Genomic DNA, 25948 nt, shown 5'->3' with positions numbered 1-25948 from the left:
TTTTAAATTGTATTTATGGAAAGTTGCTAATAAGGAGATTCATTTTATTTGACTCCATTTTTTATCTTTTCCTGCGCATCATAAAAAAAGACGTCTCGGTTAACAATGACCAGAGACGTCCTCAATATTTTATTTTATCAGAATTACAATGCTTTTTTAATGGCTGCCTCAACCAATGGTTCCATTATTTGATACCCTTCTTTATTAGGATGAACACCATCATAAGTCAATTCATTTCTCAATCCTTTCTGATCATCCACCATCGCTGAAAAATAATCGACATAGATCATTTTATTTTCTTCGGCATAGTTTTCTATCATCCGGTTTAGTTCAATAACCTTATTAGCTGGTTCTGTTCCAGGATTCCAGGGAAAATCATTGGCCGGTAAAACAGAACACAAAACCACTTTTATTTTATTGACCTTAGCCAATTCAGCCATTGATTTAATGTTATCCATTATCATTTTCAATGAAGAAGGACCCGTATTACCTGCTATATCATTTATACCTGCTAATATTACAACAACCTTGGGTTGCAAATCAACAACATCAGGGCGAAAACGAATGAGCATCTGTGGAGTTGTTTGACCACTTATGCCCCGGTTGATATATGGCTTATCTTTAAAAAATTCGGGATAATGCTGACTCCATCCTTCGGTAATGGAATTGCCCATAAACACAACTCTCTTTTCCTTTTTGGCAGGCTCACCCAATTTCTCATTTTCAGCTTTGAACCGTCCCAAATTGGGCCAGTCCTGTGCTTCGGTATTCTGATTAAAAAACATCATTACAAGTAGGGTAAAGATTAATGATAGCTGCTTCATTTAAATAGTTTTAAGGATTATAAATTTCACCAACAACCAATTTATCACCCGATAGATCAACTTTAAACAAATGAGGAACCCGAATATATCGACCATCAACAACCTTATGACTATGAACTGACATTAACCACTGCCCTTCTAAGGTTTGAAATAACATACCATGACCAAAATTAGGTGGCGTAATAGGTTCTTCCTCATGTATCCAGGGGCCATCAAGTGTTCCACTTTGCGAGTAAGCCACACCTTGTGTGTAAACATTATATACCCAGCTGGTCCAGATCATTCCCAAACGACCGGTTTCGGTTTTAAAAAGAAAAGGTCCGTCTGTTACTTTGTTAAAAATATCATTCCCATCTTCATCCTTTTCTTTGCTCCAAGGTGAATCACTGGCTCTGAAGAGAATTTTACCTTCTCCAATGGAACCACTCAAATCAGATTTCAATTCAATTTTCTCCATGGTACCATTCCAATTCGCAAGCCATTCTCCACAGTAAATCATGTATGGTTTACCGTCAGTATCAACCCAAAAAGTACCATCTAAAGTAGGTAAATCTTCAGGAAGATAAATAGAGTCCTGCATAGGCACATAAGGTCCGTCAGGCTTATCACTTGCTAATATATGCGAAGCTCTGCGTTCAATAACATTACCTCTAACCGTGTCAATTTTAACCTCTCTATTGGTAAATGTGGCAAAATAGTAATACTTGTTTTGGTAGTGAAATAACTCAGCTGCCCATATCATTGGTCGTGGCCCCATCCATGATGCAGGATCGGTTTGAGCTACCTTATATGGTCCTTCCCACAATTTTAAATCCGGACTTTTCCACATTCGGCCACCAGTTCCAGTCATGTAATACATTTGGCTGGCTTCATCGGCCAATATAAACGGATCACTTAGCACAATGGAATCCAGAGGCACATTTTGTCTTATTTTATTTCGTTGCGCAGAAAGGTTGAAAACGGAGATAAGCAGTAGACTTAAAACAAACAATTTTTTCATAAAAGATTGAGATTGTAATTTGTATCAATGGCTAAAATAGTTAGAAAATAATTTTTATAACAATAAAAAAAGCAGAAGCTTCAACTCCTGCTTGCATAATCAATATAAATAAACCTACCCTTAAAATTTTACTACAGCTAATTGATTCGAATTTAATAACTCTTCCTCATACATTTTCTGCTCAGCCAACTCATTAAACTTCTGTAAACGTTCATTCTTTAATTCTTCTTCTCCTTGCAATTCATACAATCTGGCTTGCCAAAATACGATTGATGTTTCATCAGGTCTATATTTTTCTGCCGTACACAAAAACCGCTCTGCTGAATTAAGTTTTCGTTGTATTTTGTTTTCCTTCCTATTGGCATTCAAAAAAACATTTTCATTAATATTAGCTATTGATCTAATATCTTTTACCGCCATTAACAGATTGTTTTGTGCCATTATTCGATGAGATGGATTACCTTCCAAATCAAACTTCACATAAACAGTTTGATCCATTTCCGTTGGGTTTCCATTAATCTCACCTGGCAGCCACAATTGATTACTTTTTTCAACTACTTTCAATACAATTCTATCCAATGCTCGCGAAACAGAGTTCACCACCATTGCGTCAGTTAATGAACCATCGGCTTGAATTTTAAAGTTTACCGAAACAATTCCCTCATCTAAAACATATGCGTCATCTTTCAGATAATCCAATTCCTTAACCAAGTATTGATTAAACGTGGCCTTGGTATCATTCACATTCTCATCACCAATAAAAACAGGCGCCATCACCTTTGTTTCCTTGATAAACTTTTGCTTCATTTCTTCCTGCGCCATCACACAAACGGAAAGCAAAACAAATCCTACAAATAAAATAACTCTTCTCATAACTCAAAATTTTTAGTTTCAACCAAAAGAAAACAAGCTTTAGACCCTTTTTTATAATCTCCTATCAAACTGCTACTTATGAGTATTACACATTAATAATTGCTGTCCATGAACGAACATTTGATGTTCATTCGTGAACGGTAGCCGCCATCATTTCATGCCACTTTTCTATGTCATCAAAATAATTTTACCCTTTGAATGGAAGACTTAAAAAGGTTTGCATATATTTCATCCCCAAAAGCACCTGTGTTTTGAGATGTAGACTTATTGAGCAAATTTTATTATACATTAAACTTATTCAACTTGAATTAGTTCCTAGTATGAAGAAACGACCATTTATCACAATTAATTAATGGTAAATATGAGCAGAGTTTTTACCTTTATTTTACTTCTGTCAATAACAGGTCAATTATTATACGGCCAGCCAGACAGCACTATACAAACCTCAGACAGCCTTCAGGTTTCGAGCGACACTATAAACTTAAATGTATTACTCAACATTAGTGAACGTTTAAAAGAGGTGGAAAATCAGCGACAAAGCGATTCATTAAAAAAACTGGAGCTAGAAAATCAGATTAAACAATTAAAAACCACTGATAACATTGAGAAGGAAACCCTTTTAAATCAATTACGAACCATTAAACAAGAGGAAGATCAGAGGCTTCAGAAAAAATTGGCTCATATTAATTCGCTTCGAAAAAAGGCAGAAGGCTTTCCTGTTTTAGGCATTTTAAATGACACCATTATTATCATTTATTCAAAATTCGGCCCTTTAACAGCACAAGAAAGAGCTTCTAATATCAACAGGAAAATTGAGCAATTATACGATAATGATTTTTTAAATCCCGATTCTATCTTAGTTAAGGATTCCGAAAATTCATTCGATGTTATATACGGAAAAACCATATTAATGAGCATTTCTGAGATGGATGCCATGTGGTATGGTCTTGACATTCGAACACTATCCAATCAGATAAAAAGTTCGATACAAACTTCACTCATCAATGCTAAAAACGAAAATAAGATTTCAAAACTGTTAGTTCGGGTTGGACTGGTTCTAATGGTTATTTTAATTACCGGATTTATTATATGGCTTATAGGAAAAGGATATGCCAAGCTGATGAACCTGATAATGCTGAAAAAAGATAATTGGTTGAAGAATCTTTCGTACAAGGATTACATTTTTCTAACCGTAGAACAAGAAATAAAAACCATTGAAGTGTTTATTAAATTACTCCGATGGTTCACTTATGTGTTGTTATTATATATTACGCTGCCCATAATTTTCAGCATATTTCCTTTTTCACGCCATTGGGCCGATGCTCTGTTTCAATTAATATGGTCGCCATTTAAAGGAGTAATCATAGCAGTATGGAATTACCTGCCTGATCTGTTCAGTATTTTAGTTATTTATCTGGTCATGCGGTATGTAATCAAATTTGTGCGATACATTTTTCATGAAATAGAATCAGAAAAACTCAAAATATCAGGATTCCATGCCGATTGGGCTATGCCAACATATAGCATTGTTAAATTTTTGCTTTATGCATTTATGTTTGTCTTGATTTTTCCACTTTTACCCAACTCCAAGTCCGATATATTTAAAGGGGTTTCTGTTTTTATCGGAATATTATTCTCACTCGGATCATCATCGGCCATCTCTAATATGATAGCTGGTTTGGTGATTACCTACATGCGTCCGTTTAAAATTGGTGATCGAATAAAAATTGCTGATGTTTCTGGCGATGTGGTTGAAAAGTCATTGTTGGTTACTCGCATAAAAACCATCAAAAACGAGATTATCACCATTCCTAATTCATCAGTATTAACCGGCAATACAACTAACTATACCAGTATAGCTGCAAAGAGCGGATTAATTGTTAATTCAACAGTTACAATTGGATATGATATTCCCTGGAGAAATATGCATGAAGCCTTAATTGAAGCAGCTTTGCGAACTGATATGATCTTAAAAGAACCTAAGCCATATGTTCTGCAAACTGCACTCGATGACTTTTATGTAAGTTACCAAATAAATGCCTATACCAATGAGGCCAGTAAACAAGCCTTGATTTATTCCAACCTTCACCAAAACATACAGGATGTTTGTAATGAAAAAGGTATTGAAATATTATCGCCTCACTACCGAGCAGCGCGCGATGGAAACACCACTACTATCCCACCGGAATATAGATCGGAAAACTATCAACCCGAAGGCTTTGTTGTAAACATTGAAAAGAAAGATCAGAAAAAATAAACTCAAATAACCGTCTATGGACAATATAGATAACATTGAATTAGTATACCTGAAGATAGAAGATTACGAAGAGATTAAGAATGCGATGATTGAAGCTTATTCCAATATGCAAAATGCCTATTGGAAAGAAAACCATATTAAAGCTTTACTTCAAAAATTTCCGGAAGGACAAGTAGCCATAAAAATTGATAATGAATTGGCTGGCTGTGCCCTCTCCATCATTGTTGATTATAAAAAATACGATGCCAAGCATACCTATAGAGATATAACCGGCAACTATACCTTTAGTACACATACCAATAAAGGAGATGTTTTATATGGCATAGATGTGTTTATCAGACCTAAATTTCGTGGTTTGCGACTGGGAAGAAGGTTGTATGATTACCGAAAAGAATTATGCGAAAAGCTTAACCTGAAAAGTATTGTTTTTGGAGGGCGCATTCCAAATTTTCATAAATATTCTGAGGAGATGACTCCCAAAGAATACATTGAAAAAGTTCGCAAAAAAGAAATACACGATCCGGTACTTGACTTTCAAATGTCAAACGATTTTCATCCCAAAAAAATACTGAAAGGATATCTGGAAGGCGACAAAGAATCAAATGAATTCGCTGTATTATTAGAATGGAATAATATCTACCACGAGCAACCAACAGAGAGTGCTACCACTACCAAAACAATTGTTCGACTGGGTTTGATTCAATGGCAAATGCGCTTATACAAAGATTTGGACGAAGTAATGCAACAAGTAGAGTACTTTGTTGATGCGGTATCCGGCTATCGCTCCGACTTTGCTCTATTTCCCGAATTCTTTAATGCTCCATTGATGTCGGAATACAACCATTTATCGGAGCCGGAAGCTATTCGACGACTGGCGGAATACACTGATTTGGTGGTTCAACGATTCTCGCAACTGGCCATAACCTATAACATTAATATTATTACGGGAAGCATGCCTGAATTAGTTGATAATGAACTATACAACGTTGGCTACCTTTGTAAAAGAGATGGTGGAATTGAGCGCTTTGAAAAAATACATGTAACACCTGATGAGGCTAAAGTATGGGGTCTGCAAGGAGGCCAACAATTAAAGACTTTTGAAACCGACTGTGGTAATATTGGTATTTTAATTTGCTACGATGTTGAGTTTCCTGAATTAGGGCGACTCCTGGCCGATGAAGGTATGGATATTCTTTTTGTTCCCTTCCTTACTGACACTCAAAATGGATATTCCCGAGTAAGACATTGCGCTCAGGCCCGTGCTATTGAAAACGAATGTTATGTAGCGATAGCCGGCAGTGTTGGCAACCTGCCTAAGGTACACAATATGGATATACAGTATGCACAGTCAATGGTCTTTACACCTTGTGATTTTGCCTTTCCTACCAATGGTATTAAGGCTGAAGCTACACCAAATACCGAAATGATATTGATTGCTGATGTTGATATAGGTATGTTGCGCGAATTAAACCAATTTGGTAGCGTTAAAAACCTAAAAGACAGAAGAAGTGACATTTATTCATTAAAACATTTAAACTCAGATTAAACATTCTTGCATCAATTAGCTTTTTATATAGAATTAGCTAAAGAAATGATAAGTCAATGATCTTATATTATATTGCACTTTCTTAAATACAGGTAACTATGGATATTCAAAAGATTTTTAAAAATAATCAGGAGTGGGTTCTGGAAAAATTGAAAAAAGACTCCAAGTTCTTCGAAAAGCTTACCGAAGGGCAAAGTCCCGACATTCTATACATTGGCTGTTCAGATAGCAGAGTTACTGCGGAAGAATTAATGGGATTAAAACCGGGAGAGGTATTTGTACATCGAAACATTGCCAACATGGTTCCTAATACCGATTTAAGTGCTATGTCAGTAATCGATTATGCAGTTGTTCACCTAAAAGTAAATCACATTGTTGTATGTGGACATTATCACTGTGGTGGCGTAAAGGCAGCTATGCAATCTGAAGATTTAGGCATTCTTAATCCCTGGTTAAGAAACATCCGCGATGTATATCGAATTCACAAAGATGAGTTAAATGCCATTGAAGATGAAGAAAGCAGATATAATAGATTGGTGGAACTTAATGTACAGGAACAATGTCTGAATGTTATTAAAACAGCCGAAGTACAAAGAGGATATCGCGATCGTCATATTACTGTGCATGGATGGGTTTGGGATATTCATAGTGGTAAACTAATTGATTTAGAAATCGATTTTGAACAGCTCCTTGAGAATGTAATGGAAATATATCACCTTAAATAAAAATTAGAAGAACGAACCTACAAGAATGAACCTAACATTACGCCCCTGGCACCCCAATGACTTAAGTAGCTTGGTTAAGTATGCCAACAATTGGAACATTGCTAAAAACCTGACAAACAAATTTCCACACCCTTACACTGAGGAAGACGGGAAAGCATTTATTGAGTTTGCCAATCAGGATAATCCAGTTCACATCTTCGCTATTGATTTAGATGGAGAAGCCATTGGGGGTATTGGAGTTCATCCACAACAAGATATCCACATTAAAAATGCAGAATTAGGATATTGGCTGGCCGAACCATTTTGGGGACAGGGAATAATTAGCGTGGCTATTAAAAAAGTTCTCGATTTTGCATTCACCTCATTTGACATCAATAGATTATATGCTAGTGTATTTGGATCAAATACTGCATCTCAAAGAGCTCTTGTCAAAAACCATTTTAAGATGGAAGCCAAATTCGAAAGAACCATATTCAAAAAGAATCGATTTGAAGATGAATTAATCTTTGCTATTCGACGAGAAACATGGGAAGCTCTTGATAAAAAAGCTAAGATTTAAATACTCAAAAACCATTTACTATATTGGTTGTTTATATTTATTCAATAAATATTAAACCAGACAGTGATGAACTTAGAATCGATACTAGAATACAACCCAATTATATTAGCTCTTGTTGCAACCTCTTTTACATGGTTTGTAACAGCTGCCGGAGCTTCTATGGTTTTCTTTTTTAAATCAATCAATAAAAAGATTTTAAATTCCATGTTGGGTTTTGCAGCCGGCGTAATGATTGCAGCCAGTTTTTGGTCATTACTAAAGCCTGCCATAGAAATGGAAGAAGGTAATGGAGGTATTGCATGGTTGCCGGCCGTAATCGGATTCCTTGCCGGAGGTGCATTTCTTTTAATAGTTGATAAGATACTCCCTCATCTTCATATGGGATTATCAAGAGATAAAGCAGAAGGAATTAAAACCACCTGGCAAAGAAGTATATTATTAGTTCTGGCAATTACGCTTCATAATATACCGGAAGGGTTAGCCGTAGGTGTAGCATTTGGAGCATTAGCTAATACACCGGAGCCAGGAGTTTTAGCAGGAGCAATAGCATTAGCCTTTGGTATAGGTTTGCAAAACTTCCCGGAAGGAGCTGCTGTTTCAATTCCTCTCAGACGCGAAGGCTTTTCCAGGTTAAAAGCTTTTAACTACGGACAGTTATCAGGTATTGTTGAACCTATTGCAGGTGTTATTGGTGCCTACCTAGTACTTACCATCACTCCTATTCTACCCTATGCCTTATCGTTTGCTGCGGGAGCAATGATTTTTGTGGTAGTAGAAGAGTTAATACCTGAATCACAAACAGGTAACGAAACCGATTTATCTACTATTGGAGCCATGCTTGGATTTGCTACCATGATGCTTTTGGATGTGGCCTTAGGGTAATCCCTAATTTTAATGATATTTTTTAGTTTAATAAACATGTGAGAATATTTTCACATCAGCACTGATTTTCAGAAGATAGATCACATAACACAAACTTCTTTTTAAATCATTTTTCACAGACCAAACAGTCGCCTCAAAAAGATTAAACCAAGTTTAACATTTTCAGTAGGTTTTTCTGAACTATTTTTTACTACTTTTGCCAAAATTTTTTAATCCCAAAAACAAGGTTCCATGTCATTTACTGAGGATAAAATCGTTACGGAAGGTTTAACCTTTGATGATGTTTTACTCATCCCTGCTTATTCACAAGTTCTTCCCAGGGACGTAAAATTAAACGGTCTTTTTTCAAGAAACATTGTGGTTAACACACCAATTGTATCTGCTGCTATGGATACAGTAACAGAAGCGCGTTTGGCAATTGCCATTGCACGTGAAGGTGGTATTGGTGTAATACACAAAAACATGAGTATTACCGAACAAGCTCGTCAGGTATTAACCGTGAAGCGTGCTGAAAACGGTATGATCTATAATCCTGTTACCATATTACACGGTAGCACTGTTGGTCAGGCTTTAGATTTGATGAAAGAATATAAAATCGGTGGTATTCCTGTTGTTGATAATGCCGGTTTCCTGGTTGGTATTGTAACTAACCGCGACCTTCGTTTCGAACCAAACATGGATCGTTCTATCGACGAAGTAATGACAACCGAAAACCTTGTCACTACCAATCAAAGTACCGATTTGGAAAAGGCAGCTGCAATTCTTCAGCAATACAAAATTGAAAAGTTACCAGTTGTTGATGCCAATAATAAATTAATCGGACTGGTTACCTATAAAGATATTACCAAAGCAAAAGATAAGCCTCGCGCCTGTAAAGATGAAAAAGGCCGTTTACGTGTGGCAGCAGGTGTTGGTGTAACAGCAGATACCTTTGAGCGTATTGAAGCCTTAGTGGAAGCCAATGTTGATGCCATCGTTATTGACACTGCTCACGGGCATAGTAGAGGAGTGATTGAAACTTTAGGCGAAACAAAAAAACGCTATCCAGATTTGGAAGTGGTAGTTGGTAATATCGCAACTGCCGAAGCTGCTTTAGACCTTGTTAAAGCCGGTGCTGATGGAGTAAAAGTTGGTATTGGTCCGGGGTCTATTTGTACAACTCGTGTAATTGCAGGCGTGGGAGTTCCTCAACTTTCTGCAATTTACGAAGTATCAAAAGCTCTTGAAGGAACAGGTGTTCCGGTAATTGCTGATGGTGGCTTACGTTACTCGGGTGATATTGTAAAAGCATTGGCAGCTGGAGCTCATGCTGTAATGGCAGGTAGTATGTTTGCCGGGGTTGATGAATCGCCGGGTGACACTATTATCTATAACGGAAGAAAGTTTAAAGCATATCGTGGAATGGGATCTGTTGAAGCGATGCAAAAGGGATCAAAAGACCGCTACTTTCAGGATGTAGAAGACGATGTAAAAAAATTAGTGCCGGAAGGAATTTCAGCTCGCGTACCGTATAAAGGAACTTTATACGAAGTAATTTATCAACTTATTGGTGGATTAAGAGCTGGAATGGGATACTGTGGGGCAGCAACCATTGATGATCTTCACAATGCAAAATTCACTAAAATTACCAATGCAGGTATGAATGAGAGTCACCCACATGATGTTTCTATCACAAGGGAAGCTCCTAACTATTCAAGATAAATAAAAACAACGCATATTTTTAGCCTGAGTCATTTTTGATTCAGGCTTTTTTTTTGAGCTACCTGCCAATTGCCTCATCGCTCACAAAAATTTACTTTGCAATATTATCTAAAGCCATCAATAATATTTTACATTTGCATCCGTTAGTTATTGATGGTTTAAATTCCAAATTTTAGTTATAATGAACAAGCAAAATATCTTTCGTAGCATATTAGTTGCAATTCTTACTCTAACTACCTTAGTGAGTGAGGCTCAAAATACAAATTTATTAACCGTTGATGATCATCAGTATAGCATAGATGAATTCAATTACATTTACAATAAAAACAATTCACTCTCACAGAATCCTTTAAGCAAGAAGGAATACATTCCCTTATTTGTAAACTACAAGCTTAAAGTTTTAGAAGCAATGGATCAGGGGTACGATACAATTCCAAGTTTTAAAAGCGAACTGGAATACTACCGCAACGAATTGGCAAAGCCATACTTAACCGACAAAAAAGCTACAGAAGCAGTTATTGAAGAAGCATACAACCACTTAAGTTACGAGCTGAATGCTTATCATATACTTGTTAAGTTACCTCAATCACCAAGTCCGGCAGATACACTGTCCGCATACAATAAAATTAAAGAGATACAATCACAGATAACCGATTTAGATTCATTTGAAAAATTGGCTAAAGAAAAGTCTGATTGTCCGTCATCAGCCAAAGGAGGTAATTTAGGTTATTTCACAGGTTTTATGATGGTGTATCCTTTCGAAAAGGCGGCATATAATACTGAAGTTGGTCAGGCTTCAGACATCACTCGTACTTCATTTGGATATCACCTTATATATGTGAAAGACAAGCGCCCTAATCAAGGTGAAATAAAAGTAGCGCATATAATGAAGATGTATCCACAGAATGCGCCTCAAACAGTAAAGGATAAAGCCAAGGTTGAAATTGACTCAATTTATGCTCTTTTACAGAACGGAGCAGATTTTACCGAAATGGTAAAAAAATATACCGATGATAAAAACTCGCTAAGCACCAATGGTGAACTTCCTTGGTTTAACACTGGGCGAATGGTACCTGAATTTGCTGATGCTGCTTTTGCGCTTACCGAAAACGGACAAATATCGGAGCCGGTACAAACTCCATTTGGTTGGCATATCATTAAGCGTGTTGATAAAAAATCAATGAAGAGCCTGGAAGATAGCAGAGAGGAAATAGAGCAAAAAATTAAGCGCGACGAACGTGCCTATGCCGGTAAAAAAGCAACGATCAACAGGCTTAAGAAAGAGTACAATTACAATGAAAATAGTGAAGCTTTAAATAGTATATATAAAACAATTGCTGCTAATAAAGAACAAAAAAGCGACCTTACACTTGATGAAATTGCAGCAAAAAACTATACTCTTGCAAGCTTCAATAAGCAAGAAATAAGCTCTGAAGATTTTGCTGAATACCTGAAATCAAAGCGTGTGGCATTAAGCAGACTAAATGAAAAATCCTACGTAAAACATTGGAACGAATGTGCCGAGGATGGTCTTCTAACCTACGAAAAAAGTATTCTTGAAGATAAATACCCTGAATTCCGCTTTTTAATGAACGAATATCACGATGGATTATTGATATTTGAAATCAGCCAAAAAGAGATCTGGAATAAAGCATCGGAAGATACTACAGGATTAGAAAATTACTTTGCCAAACACAAGGCTGATTATATTTTGCCGGAACGTTTTGAAGGAACCCTGATACAATGCAATAAGAAGAAAGACCTTAAGAAAATTATGTCAATGATATCAACTCCTGACTTTACCTTAACCGATTCAATACAAAATGTACTTTCAACTTTTGCTAATGTTGAGGAAGGCAGTTTTACAAAAGGTCAATACCCATTACTCGACAAACAAGTTTGGGGTGACAAAACTAAAGCGAAAGGGGAATATAAATATCTTGTTACTTTAGGTGAATTAAAACCTATGACTGAGCGTGAATTAAACGAAGTAAGAGGACAGGTTTTATCAGATTACCAAAAGCAAATGGAAGAAAACTGGATTAAAGAACTGAGAGAAAAATATAAACCTGAGATTAATACAACCGCTATCGTAGATAAAAAACAATAATATTTCGATAGCTTTATAAGAATTGTATATTTGCTTGCAATAATCGCTTCTTAACCAATATTTTAAAATGAGATATTCTTTCCAATATCTATTATTTACTATTATAACAATAGGCGCCCTTTTTCAAGGGTGTCAGTCAAAACCTGATAATGAAGCTTCACGGCCGTTGGTATCGGTTGGCAACCGACAATTAACCATTGGAATGGTTAGTTCTGCTGTACCTAATCATTTATCAGCTGAAGATAGCATTGTATTTGTTCAAGACTATATAAACCGCTGGATTCGCTCTGAATTATTATTACGCAAAGCAGAACTTAATCTTAATCCGAAAGAAAAAAATGTAGAACAACTTCTTGAGGAATATCGTCGCTCATTGCTGATTCATAAATACCAACAAAAATTACTGGCACAAAAATTTACCCCCTTCATTACCAGTAGCGAAATCAAAAAGTGGTATGAAGATATGGAAGATAATTTCCGATTGGAGGATGTGATTATAAAAGGTGTTTTTGTAACGGTTCCTAAAACAGCACCCAACATTAACACCTTAGAGAAATTATATCGTTCAGATGATCAGGAAGATTTGGTAAAACTGGAAACCTATTGTTTTCAGAATGCCAAGAAATATGAAATTTTTCTTGATCAATGGCTACCCATGGAAGATATTAATATTGCATTACCTGAACCCATTAAGCGTACCGATCAGTTTGTGAAGTACAACAAGTTTTATAAAACTTCAGATTCATTAAACCAATATTTTTTATCCATTAAAGAATATAAATTACCTTCGGAGTTGGCTCCAATTGAGTATGTTGAAGAAAAAATAAAAGCCGTTTTAGTGAATAAAAAACGACTGGAATTTTTAAAACAGTTGGAGAACGATCTTTATGAAGAAGGTCTGGATAAGAAATCAGTTAAGTTCTATTAGTAGAGCAATCGCTTGCAATTAACTAATTGAGGGCAGAAAAGCTAATCTTTTTTTTATATTTGCAAGGCAATAATACACCTTTATTTATATTACTAATGGCATTTAAATGCCTAAATTTTAGAAAAGGAATACAAAACCGAAAACATGCGAAAAAATATAGTAATCAGCTTGTTCGCTTCTATCATTGTTTTTTTTAACACCAATGCTCAAACAAATGTTATTGACGAAGTTATTGCCGTTGTTGGCGATAATGCCATTCTTAAATCAGACATTGAGCATCAGTACGAACAAGCTTTAATGGAAGGTGTAAATTTCCCGGGAGACCTGAAATGCAACATTTTTGAACAGCAATTGATTAGTAAACTACTACTTAATCAAGCTAAATTAGATAGTATTGAGGTTAGCGAAAACCAGGTAGTAAATCAGGTTGATGCCACCATCAATTATTTTATCAATCAAATTGGTAGTAAAGAAAAACTGGAAGAGTATTTTAACAAATCACTTCTTCAGATTAAGCGCGACCAAATGGAGATGATTCGTACAAAAATGATGACTCAGCAGATGCAGGGTGAAATCACTAAAGATGTAAAAGTTACTCCTGCCGAAATTCGTGCTTTTTACAGAAATGCAGATAAGGACAGTTTACCTATGGTACCTACTCAATTTGAATTACAACAAATTGTATTGTACCCTAAAGTTGAACAAAAAGAAATTGACAGAGTAAAAACTCAATTACGCGATTTCCAACGTCAGATAAACGAAGGACGTGACTTTGCGACACTTGCTGTGTTATACTCCGAAGATAAAGGTTCGGCAGCCCGTGGTGGTGAACTTGGTTGGATGCCACGTTCGGGATTAGTTCCTGAATTTGCCAGTGTTGCTTTTAACCTGCAGGATAAAAACAAAGTATCAAAAATTGTTGAAACAGAATACGGGTATCATATCATTCAGTTAATCGACCGAAAAGGAGAGCGTATCAACTGTAGACACATACTGATTAAACCTAAAGTTTCAACAGCAGCACGTGAAGAAACTCAAGCTAACCTGGATACTATCCGTGGCTTAATAATGGACAAAACCATGTCGTTTGAAGAAGCAGCACTTCGTTTTTCGATGGACAAAGACTCACGTACCAGTGGAGGGCTGATGCTGAATCCTCAAACCGGAACCGCTAAATTTGAGTTATCTCAAATCCCTGTGGCCATCAACAAGCAATTACAAACAATGAGTGTAGATGATATCTCTCCTTCGTTTTATATGCTTGACGAAACCAAAGGTCAGGAAACCTACTGTTTGGTAAAACTTAAAAAGAAAACAGACCCACATAAAGCTAACCTACGCGACGATTATCAGATGTTACAAATGATGCTGGAAAATCAAAAGCAACAGGAAACACTTGATAAGTGGATTAAGGCAAAACAAAAAGAAACCTATATCACCATTGATAAAAAATGGGTAAATTGCGATTTTGAGTACATGGGATGGGTTAAAGAGTAAGCTAATGTGAACCTGAATGGATTTCATATAACATATAGATTAGGAGTACTAATTTTAGTATTCCTGTCTTATTCTTGCTCAAAGGAGTCGTATAATGTTGTATGGAATGGAGTAATACTTGACTCCGAAACACACCAACCGGTTCCTTTTACGAGCATACAAACTAAAGCTCTTTTCCAATCCAACATTGATCAATCCAAAGTGGAGGAGCACCACCTTCTGTCTGATGCAAATGGCCAATTCTTCTGTAGATTTGAAAAAGCTTACCGGGTAAACATTTTAGTAGAACCAACCCGCCATCAGACCTTTAATGAATCATACTTTATTAGTAAAAGCAAATTACCCGATACGATTTACTTACATCGTTCTGATAATAGTATTGATTTGCAGATGTCATTAAATGAAAAAGGTTTTCATTCCAATGCACCATTCATTAGTCAGCAAATGATTTATACGAGTGGTAAACGAAAATATGGAACCTCGACACAAAAAAAAGGTTTTGATTTTTTAAATCAACAAAGCAATCTTAGCCAGTTTGACATCGGCCTGAATATTAAAAAGCAACAGAACAACTACGAAATTGAACTATTTGCCACACAAGAAGGTGGAATATTTCCGGTTTACAGCAATCAAATAAGTGAGTCATTTTTTCTTGAAATAGAAAATGCTCCGTTACATGGCTATCAAAAAAATTACCGGATTAATGGTAATGAAGCAGGTTACTTTTTAAAATGCCGGGATGGAAAACACTTTGCTAAGGTTGTTTTCAAACCCGAATTGTATAAATTAAATATTACTAGTAGACAGGATTCGATAGTTGAAATGGGGCTTAAATTTAATTACATCTTACAAAACGACTCAACCAGCTATAGTTACTTTCCGGTTATTGACATACTGGAACAGATAAATGAGCAACAACTAACCTCTATATTAGATACAATACCAATATCTAATCAATAGGAAATACATTTTTCTTCTTTACCTGAGGATATACTGAAAAAATTCATTAATTTCATTTTTTTAAAAGCTATCTGGTGGTAAAAGTCAGCTATCAATTTAAGAAGAGTCATTTAGAAGCTTATTTCTGGATATTGTCTTTAGTATTGCTTGCATTTACCAACCCTGAAGCTGAATCCCATTATTCACTTTGCCTTTTTAAAAACCTGGGTATAAATTTTTGCCCTGGCTGTGGTTTGGGACATTCCATTTCGTTCTTTTTTAAAGGACATTTTGTGGAATCCTGGCATTCGCACCCTATGGGTTTTTTAGCAATTGTTATACTGATTTTCAGAGCCTATAAAATACTTAAACCAGACATTAAACTTATAACCTTTAATTCGACGAAGAATGAATAGAATTTTTACTTTATTACCTGAGGCCGACAGCGAAGAGGCCATCTTTCTTGAATCGTTACTGAAAGACAGTTCTGATGAGCAGGTTCAGAACTTTATTTTAATTTATCGGGGAAGAAGAAAAGATCCACAAACCATTTTATTAACAGCTTTAATTGGCTTGGTTTGGGTAGCTGGAATACATCGATTCCTAATGAACCAAATAGGAATGGGCATTCTCTACCTTTTAACCGGTGGGTTATGTTTGATTGGAACTATTGTTGATTTGGTTAATCACAAAAACCTGGCATTTGAATACAATCAAAGAGTGGCTAGAGAGATTAAGATATTAATATAAAAAAAGGGACTTAAAGTCCCTTTTTTATATATGTAAGCTTCATCTTTTTTAGATGTGAATTACTTCATCATAAGCTGCTGCCGCCGCTTCCATCACAGCTTCCGACATAGTTGGATGCGGATGAACTGCTTTAATAATTTCATGGCCGGTTGTTTCCAATTTACGAGCCGTTACCAGTTCGGCAATCATTTCAGTAACATTGGCACCAATCAAATGAGCGCCTAATAACTCACCGTATTTAGCATCAAATATTAGTTTTACGAAGCCATCTTTATGTCCGGCAGCACTAGCCTTACCTGATGCTGAGAACGGAAATTTACCCACTTTAAGCTCATACCCGGCATCCTTGGCTGCTTTCTCGGTCATTCCAACTGAAGCCACTTCAGGCACAGTGTATGTACAACCCGGAATGTTACCATAGTCCAATCCTTCAGGATGGTGTCCTGCAATTTTTTCAACACATATAATACCTTCTGCTGATGCTACGTGAGCTAAAGCTTGACCAGGTACAATATCACCTATGGCATATACTCCTTTAACAGAAGTTTGGTAAAATTCATCCACTTTAACACGTCCGTTTTCAATTTCAACGCCAACGTCTTCAAGGCCTAAATTCTCAAGGTTTGGTGTAATACCTACAGCCGACAAAACAATATCTGCTTCGTGCTCCTCCTCACCTTTTTTCGTTTTAATTACTGTTTTTACTTTATCACCAGAAGTATCAACCTTTGTAACTTCCGCTCCGGTCATTACTTTAATACCGGCCTTTTTAAATGAGCGAGCCAATTGCTTAGATACTTCCTCATCCTCCACCGGTACAATATTTGGCATATATTCAACCAAAGTAACCTTTGTACCAATTGCATTATAGAAATACGCAAATTCACTTCCGATAGCACCTGATCCAACCACTATCATTGATTCTGGTTGCTTATCCAGTACTAAAGCTTTACGGTAACCAATTACCTTTTCACCATCCTGAGGCAAATTTGGTAATTGACGACTACGTGCTCCCGTTGCCAGAATAATATGATCTGACTGATATTCCTGTTTTTCTCCCGACTCGGTGGTTACTTCAACTTTTTTATTACCAAGTAACTTACCGGTTCCTTTGATAACATCAATTTTGTTCTTCTTGAAGAGATATTGAATACCTCCGCTCATTCCTTCAGCTACACCTCTGCTTCGCTTTACCATAGCAGCGAAATCAGCTTTTGCTTCGCCGTCAATTGTCACGCCATAGTCCTGTGCATGTTGTAAATATTCAAATACACTTGCACTTTTTAATAATGATTTTGTTGGAATACACCCCCAATTCAAACATATTCCACCCAATTCAGAACGCTCAACTACAGCTACTTTTAATCCCAATTGAGAAGCTCTGATTGCAGCCACATAACCACCCGGACCACTACCTATGACAATAACATCGTAATTCATATAATTGTGTTTTAATTCTACTTTCTATTATTATTTAACATTCCAGCCTAAAAACAAAAAGGCATCTGTTACATAACAAATTTATAGGCGGGTGGTTTGAAATAAAATGATAAATATTTCAGTTCATAAAAAAAGGGAGCATAAAAGCTCCCTTTTCTATATCATTGAGATGATATTTTTTTAATTCAATAATTCTGCAATCTTAGTACGAAGTTCTTCACCTCTAAGATTTTTAGCAATTATTTTTCCTTCCGGATCTAATAACACTGTATGTGGTATACTTGAAACAGCATAAAGTTGAGCCGCTTCATTCTTCCATCCTTTTAAATCTGATACATGATTCCATGCCAATTGATCATCTTCAATAGCCTTTAACCATGCATCTTCTTTTTCATCTAATGATACTCCTAAAATATCAAATCCTTTATCTTTGAACTCTGCGTATAGCTTAACTACATTCGGGTTCTCTCTGCGACATGGTCCGCACCAGCTCGCCCAGAAATCAACCAAAACATATTTTCCTTTTAATGAAGACAATGAAAATGCATTACCCTCTGTGTCGTTCAATGTAAAATCAGGAGCAACCTGACCAACCGCAACTGTTTCCAGTTTTGCAGCACGCTCATTTATCAACTGATAATAAGGTGACGATGCAATTGATTGATCCAATTCAGCCATTGCAACCTTAATATCCTCTAATGGTTGATGGCGATATGAATCATAAACAACATAAGCAGCTACTGGCGATGACGGATTGGCTGAAACAAATGACATTTTATCGCTATTGTTTTTCTCAAAAGCCGCATCATAAGTTTCATCTATTTCTTTCATCTTAGCTTCATCTCCAGCTTGAGATGCTTCACCATAAGCCATTCTCAGGTCTTGCAGAAGAACACTAAATTCAGAGTCGAGCTTTTTTACTTTTTCATAATCAGTAAAAAGCTGTCCTCCTGTTAGCGTTGCATCTTTAAGGTTTTGAATATCTCCCTCAATAGTATAAGCACCATTATCAGCAAAGAAGACACTATGCTGACGGCTTCCATCAAGTCCAACAATCATTAATAATGGTTGATCAAGAAAAGTGCTATAGTCAACTACTCCATCTTTAAGAGTGACAGTATCAACCACATGATATCCTTCTTTATCAACCACCCCAACTAAAAGAGCTTTATCTGTTTCACCAGTCAATTTTCCCTTTAAGGTAAAAACAGGCTTTGTATTACAGGCACTTACCAACAATAATATTGATAAGAGCCCTAGTGCTATTTTATTCATAAATTCGTATTGAAAACTAGTTCAACAGCTCAGCTAATTTTTCTTCTAAAGCTGCACCTCTAAGGTTTTTAGCTATAATCACACCTTCTTTATCCAATAAAAGGGTTGTAGGGATGCTTTGAACAGCATATAGTCTACCCACTTCTTTCTCGGCATCTCTAACTTGAGTCCAAACTAAACCATCAGCATCAACAGCTTCTAACCATTTTTCTTCATTATCATCAACAGAAACACTGAAAACTTCAAATCCTTTAGAATTATATTTGTTATACGCTTTCACTACATTAGGATTCTCCTGACGACATGGCTGACACCAGCTAGCCCAGAAATCAACTAATACATATTTTCCTTTGAAGCTGCTTAAGCTAACTTCTTCTCCGTCTTTGGTTTTTAAAGTAAAATCAGGAGCTGCAGCACCTACTTTTGTAGCAGCCAAACTTGCTTCACGCTTTTCTTTTGCTTCAATTACTTCTTTTAATTCAGCAATATAAGCATGAGTTGGCATAGCAGCTTCCAATTTTTCAAAAGTTGGTTTAATTTCTTCCAATGGCATTTGCTGCCCCATTGACAAAGCAATAAAAGCACCAATTGCGTTATTGGTATTTTCTTCCAAGAACTTATTGTAATATGCTTGTTGCTCTCCCATTATTGTGTTAGCCTCTTCACCCAACACTTTCATCTTTTCCTGCTTATCCTGATCTGGGCTCATTTGAACTTGCGCATACTCTTTCTGCAATTCCTGCATACGGTCTTTTCCTGGAATTTCATCATTAAATTTCACCCATAAATCGTTTAATGAAGAACCTGTTATTTCAGCATTTGCTAAATCATCAACTGTACCATTAATGGTAATTTTTGAATTTTCAATGAAGAAAGTTATAGGTTGTTGTATGCCTTCAACAAATAAAATTGCAAATTCAGGATTTTCTACCGAACCAGTAAATGAGAAAGAACCATCTACTACTTTGGCTGAATCCATTGTTACTGGCCTTCCTTTTCTAAGATTTTTTAAAATCACGTTTTCAGCTGTCACACCCTCAAGCGTTCCTGTAATCTGATAATTTTTAGGCTGGCAAGAAGCCAACAAAGCAACACTTAAGATTGCTAACATCCAATTTTTCATTTCTTCTTTCTTTTATAACCTCGCGGCTTTAGTTACTTAATATTTTTAAAATATTTATCCAACAAATCTTTGGCAGCCATAAAGGAACTCTTTTCATCGTTTAAAACCAACTTTTCATTCAACTCAAGGCCAGATTTTATTTCCTCTCGCTGATAAAAATGATTTCGAAGTTGTTCATTTATACTTTCGTACATCCAATACTTAGCTTGTGATCTACGATTGGCTTCAAAGTAATTATTGTTCTTAGTTAATTCTACATATTCCTGTACCATATCCCATATTTCCGCAATTCCCTCATGGTATAACGACGAACATGTTTTTACCTCGGGAGTCCAACCTGATTTAGTTGGTGGAAATAAATGCAAGGCACTTCGATACTCGGCTTGCGCCAGATTGGCTCTTTCTTTATTTGAACCATCAGCTTTATTAATTGTAATGGCATCGGCCATTTCCATTATGCCCCTTTTAATTCCCTGCAGCTCATCACCTGCACCGGCCAGCATAAGCAATAAAAAGAAATCAACCATTGAGTGCACAGCCGTTTCAGATTGTCCAACACCTACTGTTTCAATAAAAATGGTATCAAATCCGGCCGCCTCGCAAAGAATAATTGTTTCTCTTGTTTTACGAGCCACACCTCCTAATGATCCGGCTGATGGAGAGGGACGAATATAAGCATTGCTTTCACCTGAAAGTTTTTCCATTCGAGTTTTATCTCCCAGAATACTTCCTTTTGAACGTTCACTTGAAGGATCAATGGCTAACACTGCTAATTTGCCACCATTACGGATTATATGCATACCCATTGACTCTATAAAAGTACTTTTCCCAGCTCCTGGCACACCAGTTATTCCCAGGCGAATACTTTTTCCGGCGTAGGGTAAACACTTTTCTATAATCTGCTGAGCTATCTCCTGGTGATCGGGCTTTGAACTCTCAACCATGGTAACAGCCTGGCTTAATACAGTAACATTTCCATCCAGTATGCCCTTCACATAATCGTCAATCGCTAAACGTGGCTTTTTCTTTTTCAGAAAACGTTTGGCTGCATCCGGATTAACTGTAGGTACTGATTCTACCCCTTTATTCACTTTCAACCCTTTATATGAAGGATCATTTTCAATATGATGATGTTCATCAAATGTCGACATGACAACTGTATTATTTACACAAAAAGGAGAGTCGGCAAAAAACTGACTCTCCCGATTATATTATCATTAATTCTATTACTGAATTGTTACGTTTCCGCTGATTCGCAACAAAGTTGTTGTATTTTTAGGATCGTTGGTTACAATAGTAACCGACTTATTCTGACGACCTGTTTTGTGTGCTGAATTAAATTCTGCAACAATAGATGTTGTTTCGCCAGGAGCCAATACCGTTTTTGCCGGCTTTATAGCTGTGCATCCACATGATGCTTTTACTTTACGAATAACTAACTCGCTTTTGCCATCATTTTTAACCATAAACTTATGGGTAACTTTATCTCCTTGCGTAATATCACCAAAATTCCAGGTTTTCTCTTCAATACTTACTACTGGAGCCTCAGCTAGTTTTTCTGCACTCCAGCTATTAAAATCCTCTTCAATAGAAGCACTAAGAGTTAAGCGGTTTTTGTAATTTTTCTCATCATTAAAATTGATAAAAACATTGTCAGTTACAAATCCCCAATCATTCTTTACAGATGCATCATACGTAGCTGTAATTACACCTGCCTGGTTAGGCTTCAATACTTCAGGAACCGATTTAATGGTAACATGCTTAGGCACATTAGCAAAAGAAATCTTAAGAGGTGCATCTGATGTACTTATTATTTTTAGCTGTTCTGATTTTTTCTGATCGGGAGTCATTTTGGTAAATGCCATATGAGACGATTCCAATCGAATTAAATCCATGTTACGTGGATAAATATCTTCCACTGTTTTTTCACGTGGCAACACTTTACCGGTAATACGCAAAACAACAGTACCGTTCTGAGCATTTGACTGAACAGTGATTGTTTTATTGAAGTTACCCGGACGATTTCGCGGATCAAAAGTAGCTTTTACTTCACCAGTTCCCCCAGGAGGGATAGGTGTCTTAGTCCATTCCGGAGTTGTACAACCACATGAAGCTTTTACATTATGCAATACCATTGGCTGACCACCAGTGTTTTTAAAACTAAATACGTGTTCAACTTTACCTTTTGATTCCTGAATCTCACCAAAATCATAAATGGTTTCGTTAAAATTTAAATTTGCTTTTGCATGCTGAGCACTCATCACTGAAGTGCCTAATATGGCAACTGCCAATATTATAAAGATCCTCTTCATAGTTAATTATAATTTATACTAACTAGTTAGTTTATGTGTTTTATTCTAATGTATACGAAATGTATAAGAAAGTGTTCAAATAACAAGCCACTTTAAGATAATTTTAACATTGCCGACAAATCTAACAACATTTTTCCAGAGGGATTAAAAAATAAACACTAATTATTATTTTACACCTTTGATTAATCCCACAATTAATCAAACCTTTCTCATCTCACGTAAACTCTATTATCTTTGCCATATAAAATATAAACCAATCCGAAAACCAATTATTTTGGATTTTGGAAGGATCAGTGAAAATAGCATGAAAACAAAAATACAGGAACTTACACAAAAATATATTCAAGACATTATTGCCATAAGAAGGCATTTACATTCAAATCCAGAATTATCTTTTGAAGAACACAAAACATCAGCCTATATAAAAGAGAATCTTGATAAAATGGGTATTCCCTATAAGGACGGATTTGTTAAAACCGGAATTTTAGGTCGAATAGAAGGTAAAAATCCTGGTAATAGAACAATCGCTCTTCGTGCCGATATGGATGCCCTACCAATCAAAGAATCAACAGATCTTGAATTCACCTCTCGTAACGAAGGTGTAATGCATGCTTGTGGTCACGATGCCCATACCGCAGCTCTATTGGGAGCAGCCATGATCTTAAACGAATTGAAAACCGAATTTGAAGGTACCATATTATTAATATTCCAACCAGCTGAAGAAGTATTTCCCGGGGGTGCTAAATTAATGATGGAAGAAGGATTATTTAGCGATATTGAACCAGATTTAATAATTGGACAACATGTACTACCCAATATGAAAACAGGTCATGTTGGTTTCAAACGAGGAATGTATATGGCATCTGGAGACGAAGTACATTTAACCGTTAAAGGCAAAGGTGGTCATGCAGCTATGCCCCATGCATTAACTGATAATGTTTTAATTGCATCGCATATCATTGTTGCCCTTCAGCAGATTGTAAGTAGAATAGTACCTGCTCAAATACCAACCGTACTTTCTTTTGGAAAAGTGATTGCTGATGGAGCAACCAATATTATTCCGGAAAAAGTTACAATTGCCGGCACGCTGCGCACAATGAATGAAGAATGGCGTGCAAAAATAAAAGAGAAAATTCGCGACATTGCACAAAGTACAGCGAAATGTATGGGTGCAGAATGCGAAGTCGACATCAAAGACGGATATCCGGTAGTACACAATACTGAATACATCACAGAACAAGCCATTGACTTTTCAAACGAATACCTTGGTAAAGAGAATACAGAGTTAATGGACATTCGAATGACAGCTGAAGATTTTGGTTATTTCTCACAAAAATACCCATCTACTTTCTACCGCTTTGGAGTAGCTCAAGATGAAACAGAAACGGGTAGTTTGCATACTCCTCAGTTTAATTTGAATGAAAAATCGCTGGAAACAGCAGCTGGGCTAATGGCTTATTTAGGATTTAAATTTATGAAAACCCATAACACAGAAGACCAATAAAGAACACTAACACCTGTATTTCTGCACTTTACTATATTTAAGACCTCGAAGCCTTATTTATAACCTTTAAAAATAAAGTTGTTTACTAACGAATTCTTTTAATATATAAAAAAAAGCAAATAATTTTGCTTGAATAATAATAACCATGTAAAGAATAAAAAAATGGCCTACGTAATTAATGAAGACTGTATTGCTTGCGGTACTTGTGTTGATGAATGTCCAGTAGATGCAATTTCTGAAGGAGATATCTACAAAATTGATGGCGAAGCTTGTACTGATTGTGGTACATGTGCAGATGTTTGCCCAACTGAAGCAATTCATCCAGCGTAAGTAAAAGAAAATATAAAAAAGCCCCGTTTGGGGCTTTTTTATTTTGGATAAATTACTCTATCCATTTGTATATCGTGTGGTTCGACCGGAACCTTTTCAATCATCTGAAATGAGTAAGCCAAAGCTACTCTCGCAGCTTGCTGAACACGCTTTAATATTCGATCGTAATATCCTGCCCCCCTACCCATTCGGTTTCCTTCCGTATCAAAGGCTACACCCGGAACAACAACCAAATCAATTAATTTTTCATCATTTAACTTGTCACCAGAGGGCTCTGGAATTCCGTATTTAGGTCCTTCAACCAAACAATCCTTACCAGAAAACAAAACGATATCCAGATCATCGCCTTTAATCACAGGTAGATAAATATTTTTTTTCTGATAATATTTAAGAATGAAATCATGAGTTGAAACCTCGTCATCCATTGACCAATAAAGCAAAACATTCTTTGCATTTACAAACTCTTCTGCTACAGCAAGTTTTTTATTGATTATATAATCCTGCCTAGCATATTCTTCTTCTGGAATCTCCTTTTTTAATGAGCGAATATATTTTCTAAGTTCTTTTTTTTCAAGCATCAGTCAAGTTTAAATTCCCATAAACATCTTTTCGACGATCATTAAAGGCTTGATTTCTTTGCGTAATTTGTTTGTTGAGGGCCACAGATAAATCCACCTCCTCTATTAATAACACCTTCTCTTTATCATCAGCCTTAACTATTGTTTCCCCATCTGGACCAACCAATACCGATTGACCAGTAAAAACTAAATCTCGCTCCTCTCCAATACGATTGGTTGTGGCAATAAATATCTTATTTATCAATGCATATGATTGAACAACACTTTGACAATATGGAAGAACTAAGTTAGAAGGATGAGCAACTAAAAGAGCTCCTTTCATAGCCAGCACACGCCAGGTCTCAGGGAACATCCAGTCAAAACAAACCTGCATTCCAATTTTTCCTATTTTTGTTTCAAATACGGGCAAACCCAAATCACCGGGCTCAAAAATATCTTTTTCATCCATAAACAGATGGAGCTTACGATAGATTCCAACCACACCCTCAGGCCCAACCAATACAGAAGAATTATACAGCTTATCGTCAGAAAGTTCACAAAAACCGGATACCAGATAAGCCTCTTTTTCTTCAGCGATGGAAATCAAGGCTTTCAAAAAAACACTATCAGTTGTTTGCTCAGCATATGAAATAGCCTCTTTACGATTTTGAAAACGATACCCTGAATTCGCCAATTCGGGTAGCACATACATGTCACACCTTTCTCTTGAATTAACCAACTCTTTTATCTGCTCAATATTGGCTTTCACATCTCCCATGTTAGGAGCAAACTGAACTAATCCTATTTTAACCATTC

24 protein-coding genes are annotated in these 25948 nt (G+C 36.3%); 14 read left to right on the top strand and 10 right to left on the bottom strand.

What is annotated here, in order from left to right; genetic code table 11:
- Window positions 1-143: 143 nt before the first annotated feature.
- The 3 genes from KEM10_RS06980 to KEM10_RS06970 form a co-directional block, all read right to left on the bottom strand.
- Window positions 144-824 carry an SGNH/GDSL hydrolase family protein gene (locus tag KEM10_RS06980; protein ID WP_212215254.1) on the bottom strand — a complete coding sequence of 227 codons (681 nt, stop codon included), beginning with the start codon at window positions 822-824 and terminating at the stop codon, window positions 144-146.
- Window positions 825-834: 10 nt separating this feature from the next.
- Window positions 835-1824 (bottom strand): glycoside hydrolase family 43 protein, encoded by a 990-nt coding sequence (locus KEM10_RS06975; protein ID WP_212215253.1) that lies wholly within the window; start codon window positions 1822-1824, stop codon window positions 835-837.
- A 120-nt stretch (window positions 1825-1944) separates the two neighbouring features.
- On the bottom strand, window positions 1945-2697 hold the full coding sequence (locus KEM10_RS06970; RefSeq protein ID WP_212215252.1) for an energy transducer TonB: 753 nt from the start codon (window positions 2695-2697) through the stop codon (window positions 1945-1947).
- 361 nt (window positions 2698-3058) lie between these two features.
- On the opposite strand from KEM10_RS06970, the gene KEM10_RS06965 reads away from it, so the two are divergent.
- The 12 genes from KEM10_RS06965 to KEM10_RS06910 all read left to right on the top strand — a co-directional run bounded on the left by KEM10_RS06965 (window position 3059) and on the right by KEM10_RS06910 (window position 16591).
- A complete protein-coding gene (locus KEM10_RS06965; protein ID WP_212215249.1) occupies window positions 3059-4954 on the top strand; it encodes a mechanosensitive ion channel family protein in 1896 nt (631 codons plus the stop codon).
- Between the two features lie 16 nt (window positions 4955-4970).
- Window positions 4971-6500, top strand: coding sequence for a carbon-nitrogen hydrolase family protein (locus KEM10_RS06960; protein ID WP_212215242.1), 1530 nt, complete (start codon window positions 4971-4973; stop codon window positions 6498-6500).
- A 98-nt stretch (window positions 6501-6598) separates the two neighbouring features.
- Window positions 6599-7225 (top strand): carbonic anhydrase, encoded by a 627-nt coding sequence (locus KEM10_RS06955; protein ID WP_212215240.1) that lies wholly within the window; start codon window positions 6599-6601, stop codon window positions 7223-7225.
- A 25-nt stretch (window positions 7226-7250) separates the two neighbouring features.
- Window positions 7251-7784, top strand: coding sequence for a GNAT family N-acetyltransferase (locus KEM10_RS06950; RefSeq protein ID WP_212215238.1), 534 nt, complete (start codon window positions 7251-7253; stop codon window positions 7782-7784).
- Between the two features lie 66 nt (window positions 7785-7850).
- Window positions 7851-8666 carry a ZIP family metal transporter gene (locus KEM10_RS06945; RefSeq protein WP_212215236.1) on the top strand — a complete coding sequence of 272 codons (816 nt, stop codon included), beginning with the start codon at window positions 7851-7853 and terminating at the stop codon, window positions 8664-8666.
- Window positions 8667-8897: 231 nt separating this feature from the next.
- Window positions 8898-10367: an IMP dehydrogenase gene (gene guaB, locus KEM10_RS06940; protein WP_212215234.1), complete on the top strand. Its 1470-nt coding sequence runs from the start codon at window positions 8898-8900 to the stop codon at window positions 10365-10367.
- Between the two features lie 181 nt (window positions 10368-10548).
- Window positions 10549-12477, top strand: coding sequence for a peptidylprolyl isomerase (locus KEM10_RS06935; RefSeq protein ID WP_212215231.1), 1929 nt, complete (start codon window positions 10549-10551; stop codon window positions 12475-12477).
- Window positions 12478-12544: 67 nt separating this feature from the next.
- Entirely contained in the window at window positions 12545-13405 is an 861-nt protein-coding gene (locus tag KEM10_RS06930) for a hypothetical protein (RefSeq protein WP_212215228.1), read from the top strand.
- A 144-nt stretch (window positions 13406-13549) separates the two neighbouring features.
- Complete coding sequence (locus KEM10_RS06925) at window positions 13550-14902, top strand: peptidylprolyl isomerase (protein WP_212215225.1); 1353 nt, start codon at window positions 13550-13552, stop codon at window positions 14900-14902.
- Window positions 14903-14908: 6 nt separating this feature from the next.
- Window positions 14909-15862: a hypothetical protein gene (locus tag KEM10_RS06920; protein WP_212215224.1), complete on the top strand. Its 954-nt coding sequence runs from the start codon at window positions 14909-14911 to the stop codon at window positions 15860-15862.
- A 74-nt stretch (window positions 15863-15936) separates the two neighbouring features.
- Window positions 15937-16257, top strand: a complete 321-nt coding sequence (locus KEM10_RS24515) for a DUF2752 domain-containing protein (protein ID WP_212215222.1) — start codon at window positions 15937-15939, stop codon at window positions 16255-16257.
- Complete coding sequence (locus KEM10_RS06910) at window positions 16250-16591, top strand: TM2 domain-containing protein (protein ID WP_212215221.1); 342 nt, start codon at window positions 16250-16252, stop codon at window positions 16589-16591. Before KEM10_RS24515 ends, KEM10_RS06910 begins: the two co-directional genes overlap by 8 nt.
- A gap of 48 nt (window positions 16592-16639) precedes the next feature.
- On the opposite strand, the gene lpdA is transcribed toward KEM10_RS06910, so the two are convergent.
- The 5 genes from lpdA to KEM10_RS06885 form a co-directional block, all read right to left on the bottom strand.
- Complete coding sequence (lpdA, locus tag KEM10_RS06905; protein WP_212215219.1) at window positions 16640-18031, bottom strand: dihydrolipoyl dehydrogenase; 1392 nt, start codon at window positions 18029-18031, stop codon at window positions 16640-16642.
- A gap of 180 nt (window positions 18032-18211) precedes the next feature.
- Window positions 18212-19306 (bottom strand): TlpA disulfide reductase family protein, encoded by a 1095-nt coding sequence (locus KEM10_RS06900; RefSeq protein WP_212215215.1) that lies wholly within the window; start codon window positions 19304-19306, stop codon window positions 18212-18214.
- A 16-nt stretch (window positions 19307-19322) separates the two neighbouring features.
- The gene (locus tag KEM10_RS06895) at window positions 19323-20429 is read right to left on the bottom strand and encodes a TlpA disulfide reductase family protein (RefSeq protein WP_212215213.1); all 1107 of its coding nucleotides are present in this window, start codon (window positions 20427-20429) and stop codon (window positions 19323-19325) included.
- Window positions 20430-20461: 32 nt separating this feature from the next.
- Window positions 20462-21580 carry a methylmalonyl Co-A mutase-associated GTPase MeaB gene (gene meaB, locus KEM10_RS06890; RefSeq protein WP_212215210.1) on the bottom strand — a complete coding sequence of 373 codons (1119 nt, stop codon included), beginning with the start codon at window positions 21578-21580 and terminating at the stop codon, window positions 20462-20464.
- Window positions 21581-21655: 75 nt separating this feature from the next.
- A complete protein-coding gene (locus tag KEM10_RS06885; protein ID WP_212215208.1) occupies window positions 21656-22741 on the bottom strand; it encodes a DUF1573 domain-containing protein in 1086 nt (361 codons plus the stop codon).
- A 304-nt stretch (window positions 22742-23045) separates the two neighbouring features.
- Here KEM10_RS06885 and KEM10_RS06880 point away from each other — a divergent pair, with 304 nt between their 5' ends.
- Entirely contained in the window at window positions 23046-24245 is a 1200-nt protein-coding gene (locus KEM10_RS06880) for a M20 metallopeptidase family protein (protein ID WP_212215206.1), read from the top strand.
- 162 nt (window positions 24246-24407) lie between these two features.
- Window positions 24408-24575, top strand: a complete 168-nt coding sequence (locus KEM10_RS06875) for a DUF362 domain-containing protein (protein ID WP_212215204.1) — start codon at window positions 24408-24410, stop codon at window positions 24573-24575.
- Between the two features lie 38 nt (window positions 24576-24613).
- On the opposite strand, the gene KEM10_RS06870 is transcribed toward KEM10_RS06875, so the two are convergent.
- Entirely contained in the window at window positions 24614-25153 is a 540-nt protein-coding gene (locus tag KEM10_RS06870; protein ID WP_212215203.1) for a 5-formyltetrahydrofolate cyclo-ligase, read from the bottom strand.
- Window positions 25146-25946 carry a nitrilase-related carbon-nitrogen hydrolase gene (locus tag KEM10_RS06865; RefSeq protein WP_212215201.1) on the bottom strand — a complete coding sequence of 267 codons (801 nt, stop codon included), beginning with the start codon at window positions 25944-25946 and terminating at the stop codon, window positions 25146-25148. Before KEM10_RS06865 ends, KEM10_RS06870 begins: the two co-directional genes overlap by 8 nt.
- Between the last annotated feature and the right edge of the window lie 2 nt (window positions 25947-25948).

This window comes from Carboxylicivirga linearis (genome assembly GCF_018271995.1).
GTDB classification, from domain to species: domain Bacteria; phylum Bacteroidota; class Bacteroidia; order Bacteroidales; family Marinilabiliaceae; genus Carboxylicivirga; species Carboxylicivirga linearis.
Note: the sequence above shows the minus strand (reverse complement) of the source record. Positions and strands in the feature narration are given on the sequence as shown.

Excerpts from the sequence above, each read along its gene's own strand:
- KEM10_RS06980 (WP_212215254.1), bottom strand. The coding sequence starts at position 824 with ATGAAGCAGCTATCATTAATCTTTACCCTACTTGTAATGATGTTTTTT.
- KEM10_RS06975 (WP_212215253.1), bottom strand. The coding sequence starts at position 1,824 with ATGAAAAAATTGTTTGTTTTAAGTCTACTGCTTATCTCCGTTTTCAAC.
- KEM10_RS06970 (WP_212215252.1), bottom strand. The coding sequence starts at position 2,697 with ATGAGAAGAGTTATTTTATTTGTAGGATTTGTTTTGCTTTCCGTTTGT.
- KEM10_RS06965 (WP_212215249.1), top strand. The coding sequence starts at position 3,059 with ATGAGCAGAGTTTTTACCTTTATTTTACTTCTGTCAATAACAGGTCAA.
- KEM10_RS06960 (WP_212215242.1), top strand. The coding sequence starts at position 4,971 with ATGGACAATATAGATAACATTGAATTAGTATACCTGAAGATAGAAGAT.
- KEM10_RS06955 (WP_212215240.1), top strand. The coding sequence starts at position 6,599 with ATGGATATTCAAAAGATTTTTAAAAATAATCAGGAGTGGGTTCTGGAA.
- KEM10_RS06950 (WP_212215238.1), top strand. The coding sequence starts at position 7,251 with ATGAACCTAACATTACGCCCCTGGCACCCCAATGACTTAAGTAGCTTG.
- KEM10_RS06945 (WP_212215236.1), top strand. The coding sequence starts at position 7,851 with ATGAACTTAGAATCGATACTAGAATACAACCCAATTATATTAGCTCTT.
- guaB (WP_212215234.1), top strand. The coding sequence starts at position 8,898 with ATGTCATTTACTGAGGATAAAATCGTTACGGAAGGTTTAACCTTTGAT.
- KEM10_RS06935 (WP_212215231.1), top strand. The coding sequence starts at position 10,549 with ATGAACAAGCAAAATATCTTTCGTAGCATATTAGTTGCAATTCTTACT.
- KEM10_RS06930 (WP_212215228.1), top strand. The coding sequence starts at position 12,545 with ATGAGATATTCTTTCCAATATCTATTATTTACTATTATAACAATAGGC.
- KEM10_RS06925 (WP_212215225.1), top strand. The coding sequence starts at position 13,550 with ATGCGAAAAAATATAGTAATCAGCTTGTTCGCTTCTATCATTGTTTTT.
- KEM10_RS06910 (WP_212215221.1), top strand. The coding sequence starts at position 16,250 with ATGAATAGAATTTTTACTTTATTACCTGAGGCCGACAGCGAAGAGGCC.
- lpdA (WP_212215219.1), bottom strand. The coding sequence starts at position 18,031 with ATGAATTACGATGTTATTGTCATAGGTAGTGGTCCGGGTGGTTATGTG.
- KEM10_RS06900 (WP_212215215.1), bottom strand. The coding sequence starts at position 19,306 with ATGAATAAAATAGCACTAGGGCTCTTATCAATATTATTGTTGGTAAGT.
- KEM10_RS06895 (WP_212215213.1), bottom strand. The coding sequence starts at position 20,429 with ATGAAAAATTGGATGTTAGCAATCTTAAGTGTTGCTTTGTTGGCTTCT.
- meaB (WP_212215210.1), bottom strand. The coding sequence starts at position 21,580 with ATGTCGACATTTGATGAACATCATCATATTGAAAATGATCCTTCATAT.
- KEM10_RS06885 (WP_212215208.1), bottom strand. The coding sequence starts at position 22,741 with ATGAAGAGGATCTTTATAATATTGGCAGTTGCCATATTAGGCACTTCA.
- KEM10_RS06880 (WP_212215206.1), top strand. The coding sequence starts at position 23,046 with ATGAAAACAAAAATACAGGAACTTACACAAAAATATATTCAAGACATT.
- KEM10_RS06875 (WP_212215204.1), top strand. The coding sequence starts at position 24,408 with ATGGCCTACGTAATTAATGAAGACTGTATTGCTTGCGGTACTTGTGTT.
- KEM10_RS06870 (WP_212215203.1), bottom strand. The coding sequence starts at position 25,153 with ATGCTTGAAAAAAAAGAACTTAGAAAATATATTCGCTCATTAAAAAAG.
- KEM10_RS06865 (WP_212215201.1), bottom strand. The coding sequence starts at position 25,946 with ATGGTTAAAATAGGATTAGTTCAGTTTGCTCCTAACATGGGAGATGTG.